14 protein-coding genes are annotated in these 17206 nt (G+C 70.1%); 4 read left to right on the top strand and 10 right to left on the bottom strand.

Annotated features, from left to right (window positions below):
* The first annotated feature begins 170 nt into the window (after nucleotides 1-170).
* The gene (locus ABH923_RS07590; protein WP_370054727.1) at nucleotides 171-1634 is read left to right on the top strand and encodes an FG-GAP repeat domain-containing protein; all 1464 of its coding nucleotides are present in this window, start codon (nucleotides 171-173) and stop codon (nucleotides 1632-1634) included.
* Between the two features lie 19 nt (nucleotides 1635-1653).
* On the opposite strand, the gene ABH923_RS07595 is transcribed toward ABH923_RS07590, so the two are convergent.
* Entirely contained in the window at nucleotides 1654-2055 is a 402-nt protein-coding gene (locus ABH923_RS07595; RefSeq protein ID WP_370054728.1) for a VOC family protein, read from the bottom strand.
* Nucleotides 2056-2112: 57 nt separating this feature from the next.
* Between ABH923_RS07595 and ABH923_RS07600 the strand changes: the two genes are divergently transcribed.
* Nucleotides 2113-2592 (top strand): MarR family winged helix-turn-helix transcriptional regulator, encoded by a 480-nt coding sequence (locus ABH923_RS07600; RefSeq protein WP_370054729.1) that lies wholly within the window; start codon nucleotides 2113-2115, stop codon nucleotides 2590-2592.
* A gap of 12 nt (nucleotides 2593-2604) precedes the next feature.
* Here the strand turns inward: ABH923_RS07600 and ABH923_RS07605 are convergent, their stop codons facing one another.
* The 9 genes from ABH923_RS07605 to ABH923_RS07645 all read right to left on the bottom strand — a co-directional run bounded on the left by ABH923_RS07605 (nucleotide 2605) and on the right by ABH923_RS07645 (nucleotide 14936).
* The gene (locus ABH923_RS07605; protein ID WP_370054730.1) at nucleotides 2605-4233 is read right to left on the bottom strand and encodes a collagen-binding domain-containing protein; all 1629 of its coding nucleotides are present in this window, start codon (nucleotides 4231-4233) and stop codon (nucleotides 2605-2607) included.
* A 56-nt stretch (nucleotides 4234-4289) separates the two neighbouring features.
* A complete protein-coding gene (gene paaK / locus ABH923_RS07610) occupies nucleotides 4290-5603 on the bottom strand; it encodes a phenylacetate--CoA ligase PaaK (RefSeq protein ID WP_370054731.1) in 1314 nt (437 codons plus the stop codon).
* 15 nt (nucleotides 5604-5618) lie between these two features.
* Nucleotides 5619-6020 (bottom strand): hydroxyphenylacetyl-CoA thioesterase PaaI, encoded by a 402-nt coding sequence (paaI, locus tag ABH923_RS07615; RefSeq protein ID WP_370054732.1) that lies wholly within the window; start codon nucleotides 6018-6020, stop codon nucleotides 5619-5621.
* Between the two features lie 134 nt (nucleotides 6021-6154).
* Nucleotides 6155-8353, bottom strand: a complete 2199-nt coding sequence (locus ABH923_RS07620) for a beta-galactosidase (protein ID WP_370054733.1) — start codon at nucleotides 8351-8353, stop codon at nucleotides 6155-6157.
* Entirely contained in the window at nucleotides 8350-9522 is a 1173-nt protein-coding gene (locus tag ABH923_RS07625) for a glycoside hydrolase family 1 protein (protein ID WP_370054734.1), read from the bottom strand. Before ABH923_RS07625 ends, ABH923_RS07620 begins: the two co-directional genes overlap by 4 nt.
* Nucleotides 9523-9577: 55 nt before the next feature.
* The gene (locus tag ABH923_RS07630; RefSeq protein ID WP_370054735.1) at nucleotides 9578-11269 is read right to left on the bottom strand and encodes an ABC transporter ATP-binding protein; all 1692 of its coding nucleotides are present in this window, start codon (nucleotides 11267-11269) and stop codon (nucleotides 9578-9580) included.
* Nucleotides 11266-12207: an ABC transporter permease gene (locus ABH923_RS07635; RefSeq protein WP_370054736.1), complete on the bottom strand. Its 942-nt coding sequence runs from the start codon at nucleotides 12205-12207 to the stop codon at nucleotides 11266-11268. The genes ABH923_RS07630 and ABH923_RS07635 overlap by 4 nt, the downstream gene beginning before the upstream one ends.
* A gap of 17 nt (nucleotides 12208-12224) precedes the next feature.
* Nucleotides 12225-13205 (bottom strand): ABC transporter permease, encoded by a 981-nt coding sequence (locus tag ABH923_RS07640; RefSeq protein ID WP_370054737.1) that lies wholly within the window; start codon nucleotides 13203-13205, stop codon nucleotides 12225-12227.
* A 75-nt stretch (nucleotides 13206-13280) separates the two neighbouring features.
* A complete protein-coding gene (locus ABH923_RS07645; RefSeq protein ID WP_370054738.1) occupies nucleotides 13281-14936 on the bottom strand; it encodes an ABC transporter substrate-binding protein in 1656 nt (551 codons plus the stop codon).
* Nucleotides 14937-15108: 172 nt separating this feature from the next.
* Between ABH923_RS07645 and ABH923_RS07650 the strand changes: the two genes are divergently transcribed.
* Both ABH923_RS07650 and ABH923_RS07655 read left to right on the top strand, forming a co-directional pair.
* Complete coding sequence (locus ABH923_RS07650; RefSeq protein WP_370054739.1) at nucleotides 15109-16197, top strand: LacI family DNA-binding transcriptional regulator; 1089 nt, start codon at nucleotides 15109-15111, stop codon at nucleotides 16195-16197.
* Nucleotides 16198-16252: 55 nt separating this feature from the next.
* Nucleotides 16253-17206, top strand: a complete 954-nt coding sequence (locus ABH923_RS07655; protein ID WP_370054740.1) for an alkaline phosphatase family protein — start codon at nucleotides 16253-16255, stop codon at nucleotides 17204-17206.

Below are 17206 nucleotides of genomic sequence, written 5' to 3' on the forward strand. Positions count from 1 at the left end.
CGGGTGCGCAATCGACCGATCCTCGGCGCCAGGCGCATCGGAGCCCTCGCCGTCCTGATCGCGATTCTCTCGGATTCTTCGCCGTTCCCGTAGCGGCGTCCGCGGACTGCGACATCGCGTGTGCCACGCGCGACCTCCCCGCCACGCCCCAGGGCGCGGCGAGTGAGCTGATGCGGTACGCCGCCTCCGGACAGTTGACCGAGGCGACCATCGTCCGCGGCTCGATCATCCGCGACGAGATCCAGCCGCTGGCCACTGGCACGATCCGGGAGGAGTGCCGCGTGGACAAGCGGGCGTTGCAGACCCTGATCGCCGTCATCAAGCACACGGGCAGCGTCCGCGTGACCGATCTGAACCGCTCCTGCGCGGACGACGGCCAGAACACCTGTCCGTCACTTTCGCCGCACTGCCAGAAGACCTGGGACAGCGACGGCTACATGTCCACGACGGCCATGGACATCGACCGGACGGGAGACGGGAAGGTCAACGGCAACGACACGGCGACGTTCCGCCTGCGCGCCCTCATGAAGGCGATCGTGCCGCAGGTGAACGCCGGCGCCCATATGGGACAGAACACCTGCAGTACGGTCAATCTCGACTCGCCGTACTTCGTGACCTTCAGAGATGACTGCAACCACCAGCACGCCGACTACCGAGGCAACTCCGTCGGACTGAACGTGTCGAGCACACCTCCCGCACCGCCCGTGGACTCCGACAAGGACGGCATTCCCGACTCGGCCGATGTGTGCCCGTTCGACGCCGGTTACGCGATCTACGACGGCTGCCCACTGCCTCGCACGGCCAACAGCACCGATTTCGACGGCGACGGAGCGGCCGACGTCTTCTTCGCGCACCCGAACGGTCGCTGGCAGGTCTCGGACCACGGAATCAGCGCGTGGCGCACCCTGGCAACGGGCAACATCCCGATCGATCGGATGCAGTTCGCCGACTTCAACGGCGACGGGGTCGCCGATGTGTTCTGGCCCGACGACAAGGGCCAGTGGTGGGTGTCCTACTCCGGGACCTCCGCGTGGACCGCACTCGCCAACGGTGGAGGGGCACGCGGCGAAGACCTCCAGCTCGGCGACTTCGACGGCGACGGCAAGGCCGACGTGTTCTGGGCCAATCCGGTCAAGGCCGAATGGTGGGTCTCCTACGGCGGCACCTCCGAGTGGAGGCGGCTGCCCGTGGCGGGGGTGCCCAGCAAGGACATCCGCGTCGGCGATTTCAACGGCGACGGCAAGGCCGACGTCTTCTACGCGCACCCGGACGGCTCGTGGCTGATCTCCGACGGCGGGTCGAGCCCGTGGCGCAGGACCGTGAAGGCCGATGTGCCGGTGGCCGAGCTGAAGTTCGGCGACGTGAACGGCGACGGCACGACGGACGTCCTGTGGCCGAGCTCGACGGACGGACGCTGGTGGGTCTCGTATGGCGCCGCATCGTCCTGGGAGAAGGGCGTCCTGGCGGACGTCCCCGCCGCCCAGTTGCAGCTCGCCGACCTGAACGGCGACGGCAAGGCGGACGTGATCTGGCCCCGCGACCTCGGGACGTGGCTCATCTCGTCCGGTGCTCGCACATCGTGGACGGCGGGCGCGAGCGGGAACGTGTCCCGTTCGTTGCTCGTGGCGCGCTGAGGGCGGAGGCGGTGGCGCCTCACCGCGCCCCGAAGCGCGCCACCGCCTCCGGCGTGACCGGCGTGAAGAAGTTGATCACCGTCCCGTCCGGGTCGCGGAACAGCATCGAGCGGTTGCCCCACGGCAGCGTGGTCGGCTCCATGACCAGGCCGCCCGCGAGCTCCGCGATGCGGTCGCGGTCCGCGTCGACGTCGTCGACCAGGAATTCCAGCATCATGCCGCCGTTCGAGCGCGGAGCGACGGACGCGGCCGCGAAGCGGTCGGTGAGGGCGGTGGCGCTGATCGCGATGGTGCCGCGGCTGGTCACCAGTTCGACGAACCGGTCGGTGGCCCAGTTCGCTTCGATGCCCAGAGCCTTCTCGTAGAAGGCCACGAGGCCGGGGACATCGTCGGTGGGGAAGCGGACGGATGCGAAAGTCATAGCGATCTCCTGTCTGTATCAGTCAACTTATATCAGTTGACTGATACAGTGTAAGCCATGCCCGAGCAGAACATCCACGGCCCGCGCGACTTCGGCGACCGGCTGACCTATCTCGTCCGCCGCATCGACGGCGCTCTCGGGCAGCGGCTCGACCAGCGCCTCCGCGACTACGGGCTCACCCCCGCGCAGCTCTCCGCCCTCGCGCAGCTCGACATCGAGCATCCTGGCACCCTGACGGGCGCGCAGCTCGCCGACCGCTCAGGCGTGACCGCGCAGTCGATGTCCGCGGCGATCGCCCGGCTCCTGGAGCGCGGACTGGTCAGCCGCACGCAGAGCACCGTGCACGGGAGGCGGCTCGACGTCTCCCTCACGCCGGCCGGCGCCGACCTCCTCCGCACCGTCCAGCACGAGACCCTCGACGCGGAGGCCGCGGTCGACTTCGGGCTGGACGACGGCGAGCTCGAACAGCTCAAGCAGACGCTGCGACGCGTCGCCCGTGCGCTCGGGGTCTTCCTTCCGGCCGACCGCGCGAGCTGACCTCGGCGGAGACTATTCGCGGCGCGCCTTCCGCCGCCCCCGGACCGCACCCGCGACGGACAGCGCGACCCCGCCGGCGATCAGCGTGACGGCCGCCGCCAGAAGCGGTGTCGGCGTCTCGGAACCGGTGTCAGCGAGCTCGGTGGCGCCTCCGGCCGTGGAGCTGCCGCCGCCGTCCGGGACGACGGGCGGAGGTGTCGGCGTCGGGGTGGGAGTCGGCGTCGGCACGAACGTGTTCTCGATGGTGCACGTCACCGCAGCGCCCTGCGCCACCGTGACGACATCCCCGTTCAGCACCCCGCCCACACACGACCACGCTCCGGGCGTATACCCGGTCAGCGTCCCCGACTCCGACAGTGTGTAATCCCCCGGCGCGACCACCTGGTCGGTCACGGCCGCGCTGTTCCCCGGCCCTGTGACGGTGTCCGGGCCGGAGCCCGTCAACGTCCAGTCGGACGGCTGGCCGGTCGAGCCGTCGCTGTTGTGCACGACCTTCACCAGAGTCAGGATCGGGTCCTGCGCCGGCGCCGACTCGCAGGAGAGCTGCGCGGCGAACGGGAAGTCGTGCACCTCGCGCACCTGGCCGAGGGCGCCGGGGCCGTGCACGAACGACGCGGCCACGACGTTGCCCTCGATGTTGTTGGTCTGCACCCACGACACCGCGGCGTTCGGCGCGTACAGGGTGCCCTCCATCGCCGCGCCGCCGTTCACCGTGACCGTGGAGGCTGTCGGGAAGTTCCAGAGGATGTACGGCGCCTGGTTGCCGCTGACCCCGGCCTGGTTGGGGAACGTCCCGGTGTAGTCGCCGGTGACGTTGATGAGCAGCGGCATACTGGCGGAGGGCGCGGTGCGGTAGGTGATCTCGGTGAGCTGGCCGAGCTCCGCCGCGGTGAGGTTCAGCACGTTGGTCACGCCCGGCGTCAGGGTCAGGTAGATGCTCGTCGGGGAGGTGATCGGCCGGGTGATCGGCGTGCCGTTCGCGTCGGTGGGGAGGACGTTCTCGTCGCACCCGGCGAGCGCGGTCGCCGTGGGACGGTAGAGCGCGAAGGCCCCGTCGACGTCGATGAGCGAGCTCGGCACCGGCGTGCCGATGGAGGCGGGCGTCTGGGTCACGGTCCCGGAGATCTGCGGGTTGGTGGTCGCCGCGGCGCCCTTCGGCACGATCGAGTAGTTGATGAGGGCGTTGTTCTGGTCGTGGTCGAAAGCGGTGTAGGTGGAGGTGTCGCCGATCTTCGTGTAGCCGCCGTTGAGCACCTTGAGATTGACGCCGGTCGGCGGGAAGACGACGCCGCCTCGCACGTACAGCAGCGTCTGGACCGTGTCGCCCGGAGCGGTGAAGGTGGGAACCGCCGGTGAGTGCGCGGCGACGTTGTACGAGGTCGTGAACGACAGGTTCCCGCCGACCGCGACGGTGCCCTCCGACTCGTCCGCCGACAGCAGGACGTTCCCCTGCGCGATCACCAGGAACCCGCTGTTCGCCGGGTGCCCGGCCAGCGGCTGGGCGACGGGGTTGATCGGCCCGAGGGCGGTCGCCCCCGGTGCGGCGACCGCGGCCTGCGGGAGGGCGAGACCGCCCAGCAGCGCCGCCCCCAGTGCGGCCGCCGCGATCCCTGCCCGTGTCGAGAGTTGAGCCCCCCTCATGCCGGGGAGTCTAGGTCGGCACCAGGAACACATCAACCCCCGGCGTCGGGGACACCTCAGCGGTAGTCGTACACCCGCTTGTACTTGCCCTCGCTGCGCGGCAGCTCCCCCGGCTCGGCGAGCACCACGTCCACGGTCGTGCCGATGTGCACCTTGATCTTCTGCCGGAGCACCTGCGCGGCGGCCTCGCAGACCTCGCGGTCGAGGTCGGGATGGCGCTCGATCCGCACGGTGAGCGCGTCCATCCGGCCCTCCTTGCGCAGTTCGAGGATGAAGTGCGGCGTCAGCGTCTCGATGCCGAGCACCAGCTCCTCGATCTGGGTCGGGAACAGGTTGACGCCACGCAGGATGATCATGTCGTCGTCGCGGCCGGTGATCTTCTCGATGCGGCGCAGCGCCGGGTACGCGCTGCCGGGCAGCAGGCGGGTCAGGTCGCGCGTGCGGTAGCGGATGACCGGGAAGGCCTCCTTGGTCAGCGACGTGAAGACCAGCTCGCCGGTCGTTCCGTCGGCCACGGGCAGGCCGGTCTCGTGGTCGATGACCTCCGGGAGGAAGTGGTCCTCCCAGACGTGCGGGCCGTCCTTCGTGACCACCGACTCGCTCGCGACGCCCGGCCCCATCACCTCGCTGAGTCCGTAGATGTCGACCGCGTCGAGGCCGAGGCGGTGCTCGATCTCGCGGCGGAGCTCGTTCGTCCAGGGCTCGGCGCCGAGGATCGCGACCTTCAGCGACGTGCCGCGCGGGTCGAGCCCCGCGGCTTCGATGGCGTCGGCGATGGTCAGCAGGTAGCTGGGCGTGCACATGATCGCGTCCGGCTCGAAGTCGTGGATGAGCTGCACCTGCCGCGCGGTCTGGCCTCCCGACATCGGGATGACCGTCGCGCCGAGCCGCTCGATGCCCGCGTGCGCGCCGAGGCCGCCGGTGAAGAGACCGTAGCCGTAGGCGTTGTGGACCTTCCAGCCGGCGCCGACCCCGGCGGCCTGGAGGGAGCGTGCGACCAGGCCGGCCCAGCGGTCGAGGTCGCCCTGCGTGTAGCCGACGACGGTCGGCCGCCCGGTCGTCCCGGACGAGGCGTGGATGCGGCGGATCTCCTCCATCGGCACCGCGAACATCCCGAACGGGTACGTCGAGCGCAGGTCCTCCTTCGTCGTGAAGGGGAGGCGCACGATGTCCTCGAGTGTCCTGATGTCGTCCGGGCCGACGCCCGCGGCGTCGAACTTCGCGCGGTAGAGCGGGACGTTCTCGTAGGCGTGCCGCACGGTCCACTGCAGCCGCTTGAGCTGGAGGTCGCGAAGCTCGTCGCGGCTGATCGCCACGGGGTCGATCTCGGTCAGGTCGGGGGCGGCGGGGGCCGGTGTCGTCGTCGACATGGTGTCCTTACGGGGTCATTCGGTGGTGCTGCCGTGCTCGACGGCCGACCGGTTGGTGGTGAGCGAGCGGCCGCGGAACTCCGCGACCACGTCGCCGGTCTCGTCGGTCACGGTGACGTCGTAGACGCCGTTGCGGCCGACCACCGTGCGGCGCACGGCGCGGGCGGTGAGGGTCTGACCGGCCCGGGTGGACTTGAGGAAGGTGATGTCGGCGCCGGCGGCGACGGTCACCCGTTCGTCCTCGTTGCAGGCGATGGCGAAGGCGGTATCGGCGAGTGCGAACACCAGGCCGCCGTGCGTGATGGCGAAGCCGTTCGTCATGTCCTCGCGGACCGTCATGCCGACGACCGCCTCGCCGGGCTCGTCTTTCTCGACCACCATGCCGAGCGCCGCGGACGCGCGGTCCCGGAGCATCATGGGACGGACTGACTCTGAGCTCATGTGCGCACCACCCACGGAACCTCCTCGTTCCTTACCGATCGTTCAGTAAATAGTGGCATCGAGGGTGCCGCGGCGCAACAGCGGGGCGAGAACTTCACCCGCGGGAGGTGTTACGACACGGGAAGGACGCGGTGGCCGCGCGCCGGAAGCACCAGCGGCCCAGCGGTCACGGCGACGCCGTCGAGCACGGGACGGAGCGTCACCGGGTAGGGCGCGACATTGATCGCGACGACGGCGGCCGCCTGCTCGCTCGCGACCGGGACGGCGATGGCGCCCGCGCGATCGGCCCCGAGCTCCAGCCGTTGCCGCACCCCGACCGCCTCCAGCAGCGACCGCCAGAAACCCGCGTGCACCGGGTAGTCGGCGCCGAGCACCACGGCGACCCCGCCGCCGGGCGTCTCGACGCGCATCGCCGCTGGGAGGCCGCTCCCGGTCTCCCGGAGCAGCGGCTCGCCGTCCCCGGCGAGGAGCTGGGCCCGCGTCACGCGGACCTCCCGCGCTCCATGCCCGGCGAGCGGACCGACCGCGCGGACGCTCGGGAAGTACTGACGCTCGGCGTGCATGCTCTCCACCACCACGCCCGCACTCGTCAGGCCGAGCGCGTCGGCGAGGACGGTGCACGGCGAGCCGTCGACGTCCTCAGCAGGGAGGTCGCCGGCGAGCAACAGCCGGCCTCCCGTCCCGAGGTGCCGCGCCAGGAACTCCTGCACACCGCGGCCGAGCTCGCGTCCCGTCGCCAGGACGATGAGCTCGCGCTCGCGTCCGTCCCGGGTGTCGGCGGATGCGCCCGCGCTCCACGCCTCGTCGCTGCCGGCGGCGGCCTGGAGGTCGAGCGCCCGGAAGCTCCAGCCGCCGAACACGAGCGCGCGGGCGAGGGTCTGCCGCACGCCGAGGCCGCGGTGCAGCTCGCGGTCGCGCACCTGCTCCGCGCGACGGGTGGCCGCCGGATGCCGGTACTCGGTGAGGTAGTGGTCGGCGACGAAGCCGAGCACCAGGTCGTCGGTGAGCTGCGCCGCCGTCGCGAACAGTGCGGCGTGCTCCATCACGGTGCGCGCCGCCTCCACGACGCCGTCGAGGCCCGCGGACGGTTCGCCCTCCGGCCCGATCGGCGCGGCGAACCCGTGCCGCTCGCCCGTGAAGGAGATGCGGTCGTTGCCGTCGCCCACCGGCTCGTCGAGCAGCGGGTTGATCCCGCCCGCGAACAGGTAGTAGTTGATCAGCCGGGTGCCCTGCGCCACGTCCAGCAGCGTCTTGAGCACGGTCGCCTCCGGCGAGACGAGCTGGGCGAGGTCCTCGCTGTAGTCTCCGCTGCCCGCGTCGAACTCCAGCGCGGTCAGCGGTTGGTCCGCGTCGTTCACCGCGGCCGTGAACGCGTTGGCGACGTAGAGGTCGGCGGCGTCGGTCACGGTGAGCTCGCCGAGGTACATGTCGGTCCCGGCGGCGACACCCGGCCGGCCGCGGTACGACTGCGCGAGCTGGCTGATCCCGATCGGGAACGTCAGCCCGCGGCCGGCGTCGGTGCCGTGGATGTTGACGAGCAGGGGTGCGGTGATCCCGGCCGCCCGAGCCCAGCCCTCCAGGCGCTGCAGGTAGGCGGCGTACCGGCTGCGCACGAACCGGCCGAGCTGCTGGTGCAGTGCGAGCTCCGCGTCGGTGTGCGCTGCACCCGTGCGCGGGTTCGTCGTCTCCCCCGACCACTGCGCGAACGCCCGCAGCGCGTCGTCGGTGAGCGTCGGGGTGTTCGACACCCAGTCGAGCATGCCGACCTCGTTGTCGAGCTGCACCGCGATCACCGGACCGCCGTGCTCGCGCTGCCGCGCCGCGATCACCGGGAGGACCGCGTCGAACCAGGCCGACGACTCCGTCAGGAACGCCGGCGCCAGGTAGTCGAGCGAGTGCGTCGACCCCGGCTCGCCGTCCCAGCCGAGCTGACGGACCTCGGGATGCTCGTGCAGCACGCGGAACGGGATGCCCTCGTTCTTCAGCTCCGCCATCTGGAACGGGCCGGGCCGCGCGATGAACCACAGCCCGTGCTCTGCGCACAGGTCGATGAACGCGCCCAGGTCGCGCTCCGGCCGGGTCGACCCGGCCAGGTCGACCGTACCGTCGGGCAGCTCGTGCCAGATCCACGGGATGTAGGACGCGACGGCGTTGAGCCCGGCCTCCCGGGCGGCCACGAGGCGGTCCGCCCACTCGTGCCGCGGCACCCGGAAGTAGTGCACCTCGCCGGCGAGCACCATTCGGGGCTCCCCGTCGATCAGGATGCGCGAGCCGGCCAGAGTGGTCGGGAGCCCGGGCACCGCGCTCACAGGCCGTTCTGCCGCGCGATCGAGCCCAGCCGGCCGAGCGACGGCTTGGGGGTGCGCTCGAACGTCTCCAGGTCGACCCCGATGAGCCCGAACGTCGGCCGGTACCCGCTGGCCCACTCGTAGTTGTCGAGGGCGCTCCAGTGCAGGTAGCCGCGCACGTCCACCCCCTCGGCGATGGTCTCGTGGATGGCGCGCAGCGACGCCTCGGTGTAGTCGATCCGGCGGCTGTCGTTCGCGGTCGCGATGCCGTTCTCGGTGACCATGATCGGGGTGTGCCCGCTCTTCTCCCACGCCGCGCGGATGCCGTCGGCGGCGGCCTGCGGGAAGTACTCCCAGCCGGTCAGCGTCGTCTCGGCGTCCTCCGCGACGGGGAGGGGGCCCTCCGGGCCGACGAATGTGCGGGTGTACGCCTGCACGCCCAGGAAGTCGTCGCCGGCGGACTCCTCCAGGTACCAGTCGTCGCGCGGGTAGCCGTACTCGTGCAGCATCTCGGCGGAGCCCGGCTCCTCGGTCGGGATGAAGTCCTGCGTGGCGATGGTCCAGCCGCTCTGGAGTCCGGGGACGGACGACAGCACCTCGCGGGAGCGGCGGTGCGAGGCCAGCAACGCGTCGGCGACGTGGAGGTCGGGGTTCGGGAGGCCGTAGGCGACCAGGTTCTCCGCCTTCTCGCCGCCCGCGAGCATCGCCGCGATGTTCGGCTCGTTGATCGTGCACACGTAGCGCACGCCGTCCTGGAGGATCGGCAGCACGGTCTCGGTGTAGCGCGCGAACAGGTCGGGGGCCTCCGGGTTGCGCCAGAAGCCGGCCTGGTCCATCCAGCGCGGCACGGTGAAGTGCATGAGCGTCACGACCGGCTCCAGACCGACGTCGAGGCAGGCGTCGATCATGCGGCGGTAGTGGTCGAGGTTCGCGCGCGAGACGAAGCCGCGCTCCGGCTCGATGCGCGCCCACTCCACCGAGAAGCGGTAGCTGTTCAGGCCCGCGTCGGCGAGGAGGCGCAGGTCCTCCGGGTACCGGTTGTAGTGGTCGGCGGCGTCGCCGCTCGGCTCCACGATCGCCGTGCCGGGCGCGTGCTCCATGACCCACCAGTTGCTGTTGACGTTGTTGCCCTCCACCTGGTGAGCGGCGGTCGCGGCGCCCCAGAGGAAGCCGTCGGGGAAGGTGAGCACAGAGTTCTCCTTGGTGTGGTCGGTCGGGAGTCGGGTCTGGACTTGTGGCCAGGGTTCAGCCGCGCGACGGCGTCGGCACGGCGTCGAGCAGCCGCACCGTGTAGTCGTCCTGCGGGCGCTGCAGCACCTCGGCGGTGTCGCCGCGCTCGACCACGACGCCCTTGTCGAGCACCATGATCCGGTCGGTGACGAGCCGCGCGCTGAGCAGGTCGTGGGTGATGTAGAGCATGGACACGCCGCGGGTGCGTCGCAGCTCCTCCAGCAGCGCGAGGACGCCGGCGCGCAGCGACATGTCGAGCATCGAGACCGGCTCGTCGGCGATGATCACCTGCGGGTCGCTGGCGAGCGCGCGGGCGATGACCACGCGCTGGCGCTGGCCTCCGGAGAGCTGGTGCGGCAGCCGGGTGGCGAACTTCTCGACCGGCGTGAGGCCGACCGTCTCCAGGAGTTCGAGCACGCGCATCCGGGCGGCGTTGCCGCGCAGGCCGGTGAAGTTCTCGACCGGTCTGGTCAGGATGTACTCCACGGTGTGCAGAGGATTGAGCGCCGCGTAGGGGTCCTGGAACACCATCTGCACCTCGGAGTGGAGCTGCTTCAGCGCGCGCCGGCCCCGGAGGGTGTCGATGCGGGTGTCACCGAACTGGATCGTCCCGGAGGTCGGCCGCTCCACGCCGGTGATCATCTTGGCGATGGTCGACTTGCCGCTGCCGCTCGCGCCGACGAGCGCCATCGACATCCCGGGCTCCAGGGTGAAGGACACGTCGTCGACGGCGCGCGTCTCGCCGCCTCTCCGCCCCTTCGGATAGACCTTCACGAGGTCGGAGACCACGATCGGCTCGCGGGCGCCGATGCGCTGCCGGGCTGCGTTCCCCGTGGTGCGCGCGCCGGCGACCGCCGACGTGACCGGCGCAGGCCGGGCGGTGCCCTCCTGCCTCCGCTCCAGCCCGGGCACGGTCACCTCGGCGGCGCGCGGGTCGCCGTAGTGGCTCAGCAGCATCTGCGTGTACGGGTGCTCCGGAGCCTTCAGGATGCGGTCGCTCGGGGCGTCCTCCACGATCACGCCGTCGTGCATGACGAGCACGCGCTGAGTCGCCTCCAGCACGACGCCGAGGTCGTGGCTGATCAGGATGGCGGTGAAGTTCTCCGACGCCTGGAGCTGGCGGATGGTGTTCATCACGGCGTGCTGCACGAGCACGTCGAGCGCCGTGGTCGGCTCGTCGAACACCATCAGCCGCGGCTCCAGGGCGAGCGCGATCGCGATCGAGACGCGCTGCCGCATCCCGCCGGACAGCTCGCCCGGGTAGCGGCCCAGGGTGGCCTCCGGCAGCTCGACCTTCGCGATCAGCTCCTCCGCGCGGGCGGCGCGCGCCCGCGGCGGCACGTGGCCGTGCGCGGCGAAGATGTCGAGGAAGTGGTTGCGGATGGTGCGCACGGGGTTGAGCGCGTTCATGCCCGACTGCAGCACCATGGCGAAGCCGCCCTGGCGCTGGGTGCGCACCTCCTCGATGGAGAGCGCGGCGATGTCGGTGCCGTCGAACAGGATGCGGCCTCCCGCGATGCGCGCCGGCGGCTTGGACAGCCGGGTCAGCGCGAAGCCGAGGGTGGACTTGCCGGAGCCGGACTCGCCGACGAGCCCGACGAACTCGCCCTGGCCGAGCTCGAAGCTCACCTTCTTCACGGCCTCGAACGACTGGCCTTTGCCCTCGTCGTAGACGACGGACAGGTCTTCGACCTTCAGCAGGCTCATCGTGCGGCCTTCCTCTCACGCAGACGGGGGTTGCTCAGCCCGTCGACTCCGAAGTTGATGAACGTCATGGAGACGGCGAACAGCGCGATCATGAAGCCGGGCGCGAAGAGCTGCACCCACTGGCCGGTGAGCAGCACGTTGCTGTTCTGCGCCCAGAAGAGCATCGTTCCCCAGCTCACCGTGTTCGGGTCGCCGAGGCCCAGGAACTCCAGGCCGGCCTCCGCGAGGATGGCCGCGGTCGCCGCGCCGAAGAAGCTGGCGACGATCAGCGAGGTCATGTTGGGCAGGATCTCCCGGAACACGATCCGGCTCGGGCTCTCGCCGCTGAACTTGGCAGCGGTGACGAAGTCGCGCGAGCGGAGGGTCTGCGTCTGCGAGCGCAGCACGCGGGCGCCCCACGCCCAGCCGGTGACCACGACGACGAGCACGATCACGGCGATGCCGCCGTTGTGCAGGTACGCGGCGATCACGATCATCAGCGGCAGCGACGGGATGACCAGGAAGAGGTTGACGACGAAGCCGACCCCCTCGCCCCAGAACGCCCGGACGTAGCCCCAGCTCAGCCCGACCAGGATCGCGACGATGGTGCTCAGGAGGCCGGCGATCAGCGCGACCGAGACGGACACCCTGGCGCCCCAGATGAGCTGGGACAGCACATCCTGGCCGACGCCTGTCGTGCCGAGCAGGTGCGCGGCGCTGCCGTCCTGGCTGTGCGGGAACGACGTGTCGTGCGGGTCGTATGGTGCGATCAGCGGCGCGAAGATCGCCATCAGGATGAAGAGCGCGAGCAGCACGATGCCGAAGCGCGCCTTGGGCTCCGACCACACCGTCCCGAACGCGCGGCCGACGACGCGCAGCGGGTTCCAGCCCTTGCGATCGTTCTCCGCAGCGGCCATCTCGGTGGCCCGGACGTGGGACGTCGTCGGAGTCTGCGTCATGGTGGGTTCCTTCTGCGTCATCGTCTGGTCCTCGGGTCGAGTACGCCGTACAGGATGTCCACGAGGAAGTTCGCGATCAGAACGCTCACCGTGATGATGAGGAACAGCGCCTGCATCAGCGGGTAGTCCTGGTTGGTCACCGCGTGGAAGAGGAGGAGGCCGACGCCGGGATAGGCGAACACGGTCTCCACCAGGAGCGATCCGCCGACCACGCCGCCGAGCACCATGCCGAACGACGTGAACTGCGGCAACAGCGCGTTGCGGGCGGCGTAACGGAGTGCGACGGTGCGCGTGCGCAGGCCGTTCGCCTCCGCGAAGGTCACGTAGTCCTCGCCGAGCGTGTTCACCATCGTGTTGCGCATGCCGATGATCCAGCCGCCGAACGCGGTCAGCAGGATCGTCAGGCCGGGCAGGATGCCGTGGTACAGCGCATCCATGAAGAAGTCCCAGCTCCAGTTCGGCGTCGCCGTCTGGGAGTACGCGCCGCTGGTGGGGAACCAGCCGGCCACGTAGCCGAGGAAGAACAGCAGCATCAGCGCGATCCAGAAGTACGGGAACGCGGAGAGGAACTGCCCGCCGACGGTCGGGATGGTGTCGAACGCGGTGCCGCGCTTCCACGCCGCCAGGACGCCGAGCAGGGTGCCGAGGACGAACGCCAGGACCGTCACGGTGCCGACCAGGACGAGCGTCCAGGGGAGCGCCGCGCCGATGAGGCTGGAGACGGACTGCGGGAAGTAGCTGAACGACGGCCCGAAGTCGAAGTGGACGACCTGGCCAAGGTACGTCACGTACTGGTCCCACAGGCTGCCGGTCGGCACGCCGAGCTGCGCCTCGATCGAGGCGCGCATCGCGGGCGACACCGGGCCGTTCTGGCTGAGCTTGGCGATCGCCGCGTCAGCGGGCGAGCCTGGCATCAGTCGCGGCAGGATGAAGTTGACCGTGACGGCCGCCCAGAGGGTGAGGACGAAGAGTCCCAGCTTTCCGAGCACATAGCGCACGACGACCTCCTTTCAGTGTTCGGGGCAGGCGGGATCGCCGGCCGGTCGCGGACGTCGCCCGCGACCGGCCTGCGATCACTTCGCCTTCGTGAGGTGGGTGAGGATCAGCAGCGAGTTCTCGGTCCAGGTGGCCGGGGTCGCGTACGGGTCGCTCTGGCTCGGCCAGCCTGTGAAGCTCTTGTCGCTGAACAGGCCCCACAGGCCGCCGTAGAACATCCCGATGACGGGGACCTTGTTGTACATGACCTCCTGGAGCTGGTCGATGTACTTCTTCTGGTCGCTCGTCGAGGTGGCCGAGCGGAGCTGCTGCAGCAGGCTGTCCGCCTGCGGGTCGCTGAACCGCTCGAAGTTGCCGGAGGCCGACGTGCCGACCGGCTTGACGAAACTGCTGCTCATCAGGGTGTTGAAGTCCTGGTAGACGCTGCCGGCGCCGCCGAACGCGCCCATCAGGAGCTGGAAGTCGCCGTTGTTCTGCGCCTGGGTGTAGGCGGCAGGCTGCGGCTGGTCGATCGTGACGGTGATCCCGATGGCCTGCAGCTGCTGCTGGACGGCCTGCACGCCGCGCAGCCAGTCGGTGTAGCCGTTGGGCGTGGTGATCGTGAGCTGGAGCGGCTGACCGGAGGCGTCGACGAGCTTGCCGCCCTTCTGCGTGTAGCCCGCCTTGGCGAACGACGCGAGCGCCTTCTGGGTGTCCTGCGTGATCATGCCCTGGTTCGGCAGCGAGGAGTTCAGCCACTGCTGCGAGTTCGGCAGGAGCAGGCCGTTCTGGCCCGCGGCCTTCACGTAGCCCTCCTCAGCGTCCTGCGCGATCTTGTCGCGGTCGAGGGAGTAGCTGAGGCCCATCCGGAAGTCCAGGTTGTTGAACGGGGCCTTGGTCAGGTTCGGCATCAGCGAGATGGTGCCGCCGGGCGGGAACCAGTACTTGTTGTGCTGCTTGTTCGCGCCGACCCAGGTCTTGTCCACGTTGTCGATGAACGAGTAGGCCCAGTCGTAGCCGCCCTTGACGAGCTGGAGGCCGGTGTTGGAGGCCGGCAGCACCAGCTTCTCCGCCGCGACCTTGTCCGCCTGCCAGTAGCTGGTGTTCTTCACCATCGTGTACTGGTTCGGAGCGAAGGTGCCGACCGTGTACGGACCGGTGGCGACCGGCTTCTCGTTGGCCCAGGTCACCGGGTCCTTCACGGACTTCCAGATGTGCTGGGGCACGATGATCTGCTGGTCGATGATGCTCGCGGCCGGGACGTTCGGGGTCTTCAGGTGGAACGTCACGGTGTCGCCCGACGTGCTGATCGTGTCGATGTTCTGCCACTGGCCGAGCAGGTCGAGCGCGGAGGTCTTCTTGATGAGGTCGAAGGTGTAGACGACGTCCGCCGGGGTGAACGCCGTGCCGTCCGACCACTTCACGCCCTGGCGGATCGTGTACTGGATCGTCTTCGGGTCGACGACCTTGTCGCCCGTCGCGAGGAACGGCGTCGCCTTGCCGTCGATGGAGTTCACGACCTGGAGGGGCTCGTACATGTAGTGCGCGCCGGTTCGCGTGTTCGGCGAGAACGGGTTGAAGTTGCGTACGAACGTCGGGTTCCCGCCGTCCGCACCGAAGAGCAGAGAGCCGCTGGCTCCCGAGTTGTTGCTGGCCCCCGAGGTCTGGAGGCTGCAGGCGCTCATCGCAAGCAGTGACGCTGCGGCGGCGAGGGCGACGAGTGAACGCCGGAGGCGCGTCCTGGACTGTTTCATCGCGGTGTGGTCCCTTCAGTCGACGATGACTTGATGCGTGGTGCTCCGCCACTGTAAGCGCATACGAAACGTCTTTCAACCCCATCCGAATTAAGTTTCCTCGTGCCACAATGGGATTCTGGCAACGGATTCACAGACGAACTCGGGGGGAAACGTGGCGAGAAAACCGACGGTGTATGATGTCGCCGCGCACGCGGGAGTGTCCATCGCGACGGTGTCCCGCGTACTCACGCGACCCTCGGATGTACGCGCTTCCACCCAGGAGCGGGTACTCGCCGCGGTGCGCGAGCTCCGGTACGTGCCGAGCGGCAGCGCCCGCGGGCTCGCGGCCCGCCGCACCGGCGTGCTCGGGCTGTTCCTGCCCGGCGTCGACGCGGTCCAGGACCTCAGCGACCCGGAGGTCAGCGACACCGGCACCGTGGAGATCCGGCGCGATCCGGCCACGCCCGACCACGGCAACGCGGCCAACCTGTACTTCGAGGAGGTGCTGCGCGGCTGCGAGCTGGAGGCCTGGCGGCAGGGCTTCTCGCTGATGATCTGCGTCGGTCGCGGCCGCACCCCTGAGGGACTCGAGCTCACGCTGAACGATCTCGCAGGGAAAGTCGACGGCCTCGCCGTCATCGCGCAGAGCGCGCCGCACGACCTCCTGAAGCGGATCGGCGACACCATCCCGGTCGTGTACCTCGCCGGACAGCGCCGAGGCGACCACTTCGACCACCTCACCGTGCGCAACCGGGAGGGCATGCGCGCCCTCACCGAGCACCTGATCGACGACCACGGCATCCGCGACCCCGTGTACCTCACCGGCCCGTTCGACTCCCCCGACGACGCCGAGCGCTACGGCGGTTTCGCGGACGCACTGGAGGGCCGCGGCATCAACCCGACGGCGCTGCCGGTGCTGCACGGCGAGTTCTCCCGCAAGCGCGCCCGCGCCGTCGCCGAGGACCTGATCGCCCGCGGCAGCCTCCCCCGCGCCCTGGTCTGCGCCAACGACCAGATGGCCCTCGGCGTGCTGGACGCGCTGCGCCCGGCCGGCGTGCGCGTCCCGGAGGACATCATCGTCACCGGCTTCGACGGCATCGACGAGAGCGCCCGCTCGGAGCCGCGGCTGACGACCGTGATGCAGCCGATGCTGGAGCTCGGCCGCGCGGCGGTGCGCGCGATGGTCGCCCGGCTCACCGACCCCGACCTGGAGCCGGTCAGCACGGAGCTGCCGGTCACGGTTCTGCTGCGGGAGAGCTGCGAGGGGCCGCTGGGCTGACCGGCGGTCGGGATCGGGTCGCCCGATCCTGCGTCGCGCGGCGTACGGTGCTGCCATGAACGGGAGGGCCCTGGCCGCCGGGTGCGCGCTCACCGGCGTGCTCGTCCTCGCCGGGTGCGCACCCGGCGTCGCGCCCACGCCGAGGCCCACGGTCGCGCTCACCACGACCTCGTCGCCGACGCGCCCTGCGCCCTCCTCGCCGCCCGCCGCCGTCGCGACCGCGATCCAGCACATCGTCGTCATCGTGGACGAGAACAAGCCCGCCGGCTCCGTCATCGGCGACCCCCAGGCCCCCTACCTGACCTCACTCGCGCAGACCGGCGCGCTCGCCACGAGGTACTCGGCGATCACGCACCCGAGCCTCCCGAACTACCTCGCACTCACGAGCGGCACGACCGCGGGGATCACGACCGACTGCAACCCTCCCGGCGGCTCCTGCCTGGTCACCGGCCCGAACCTCGCTGAGGAGCTGGACCGCGCCGGCCGCTCCTGGCGGATGTACGCCGAGAGCATGCCGTCGCCGTGCACGACGGCGAACACGAGCCTGTACGCGGTCAAGCACAACCCGTTCCTGTACTTCCCGAGCGTGACGGGCTCCTCTTCTTATTGCGCCGCGCACGACGTCCCGTACTCGCGCTTCGCCGGCGACCTCGCGTCGGCCTCCACGCTCCCGGCGTTCTCCTTCATCAGCCCGAACCTCTGCGACGACATGCACGACTGCTCGGTCGCGGCGGGAGACGCGTGGCTGAAGGCGAACGTCCCGACGATCCTGGCGTCCCCGGCGTTCACGACGCAGCGCTCGCTGCTGATCGTGACCTTCGACGAGGGCGACGCGTCGGACAACGTGGTCGCGTGCGTGTTCGCCGGGTCGGCGGCGCGCGCGCACACCGTCGCCGCGACGCCGTTCACGCACTACTCGCTGCTGCGGACCATCGAGCAGGTCTGGGGTCTGGCATCGATGACCGGGAACGACGATGGTGCGGTGGCGATGACGGGGATGTTGCAGTGA

This window comes from Leifsonia sp. EB41, assembly GCF_041262565.1.
Taxonomy (GTDB): Bacteria; Actinomycetota; Actinomycetes; order Actinomycetales; family Microbacteriaceae; genus Leifsonia.

What these genes read in the sequence shown, in the direction of transcription:
- ABH923_RS07590 (WP_370054727.1), top strand. Translation starts at nt 171, where the DNA reads ATGCGGTACGCCGCCTCCGGACAGTTGACCGAGGCGACCATCGTCCGC.
- ABH923_RS07595 (WP_370054728.1), bottom strand. Translation starts at nt 2,055, where the DNA reads ATGACTTTCGCATCCGTCCGCTTCCCCACCGACGATGTCCCCGGCCTC.
- ABH923_RS07600 (WP_370054729.1), top strand. Translation starts at nt 2,113, where the DNA reads ATGCCCGAGCAGAACATCCACGGCCCGCGCGACTTCGGCGACCGGCTG.
- ABH923_RS07605 (WP_370054730.1), bottom strand. Translation starts at nt 4,233, where the DNA reads ATGAGGGGGGCTCAACTCTCGACACGGGCAGGGATCGCGGCGGCCGCA.
- paaK (WP_370054731.1), bottom strand. Translation starts at nt 5,603, where the DNA reads ATGTCGACGACGACACCGGCCCCCGCCGCCCCCGACCTGACCGAGATC.
- paaI (WP_370054732.1), bottom strand. Translation starts at nt 6,020, where the DNA reads ATGATGCTCCGGGACCGCGCGTCCGCGGCGCTCGGCATGGTGGTCGAG.
- ABH923_RS07630 (WP_370054735.1), bottom strand. Translation starts at nt 11,269, where the DNA reads ATGAGCCTGCTGAAGGTCGAAGACCTGTCCGTCGTCTACGACGAGGGC.
- ABH923_RS07635 (WP_370054736.1), bottom strand. Translation starts at nt 12,207, where the DNA reads ATGACGCAGACTCCGACGACGTCCCACGTCCGGGCCACCGAGATGGCC.
- ABH923_RS07645 (WP_370054738.1), bottom strand. Translation starts at nt 14,936, where the DNA reads ATGAAACAGTCCAGGACGCGCCTCCGGCGTTCACTCGTCGCCCTCGCC.
- ABH923_RS07655 (WP_370054740.1), top strand. Translation starts at nt 16,253, where the DNA reads ATGAACGGGAGGGCCCTGGCCGCCGGGTGCGCGCTCACCGGCGTGCTC.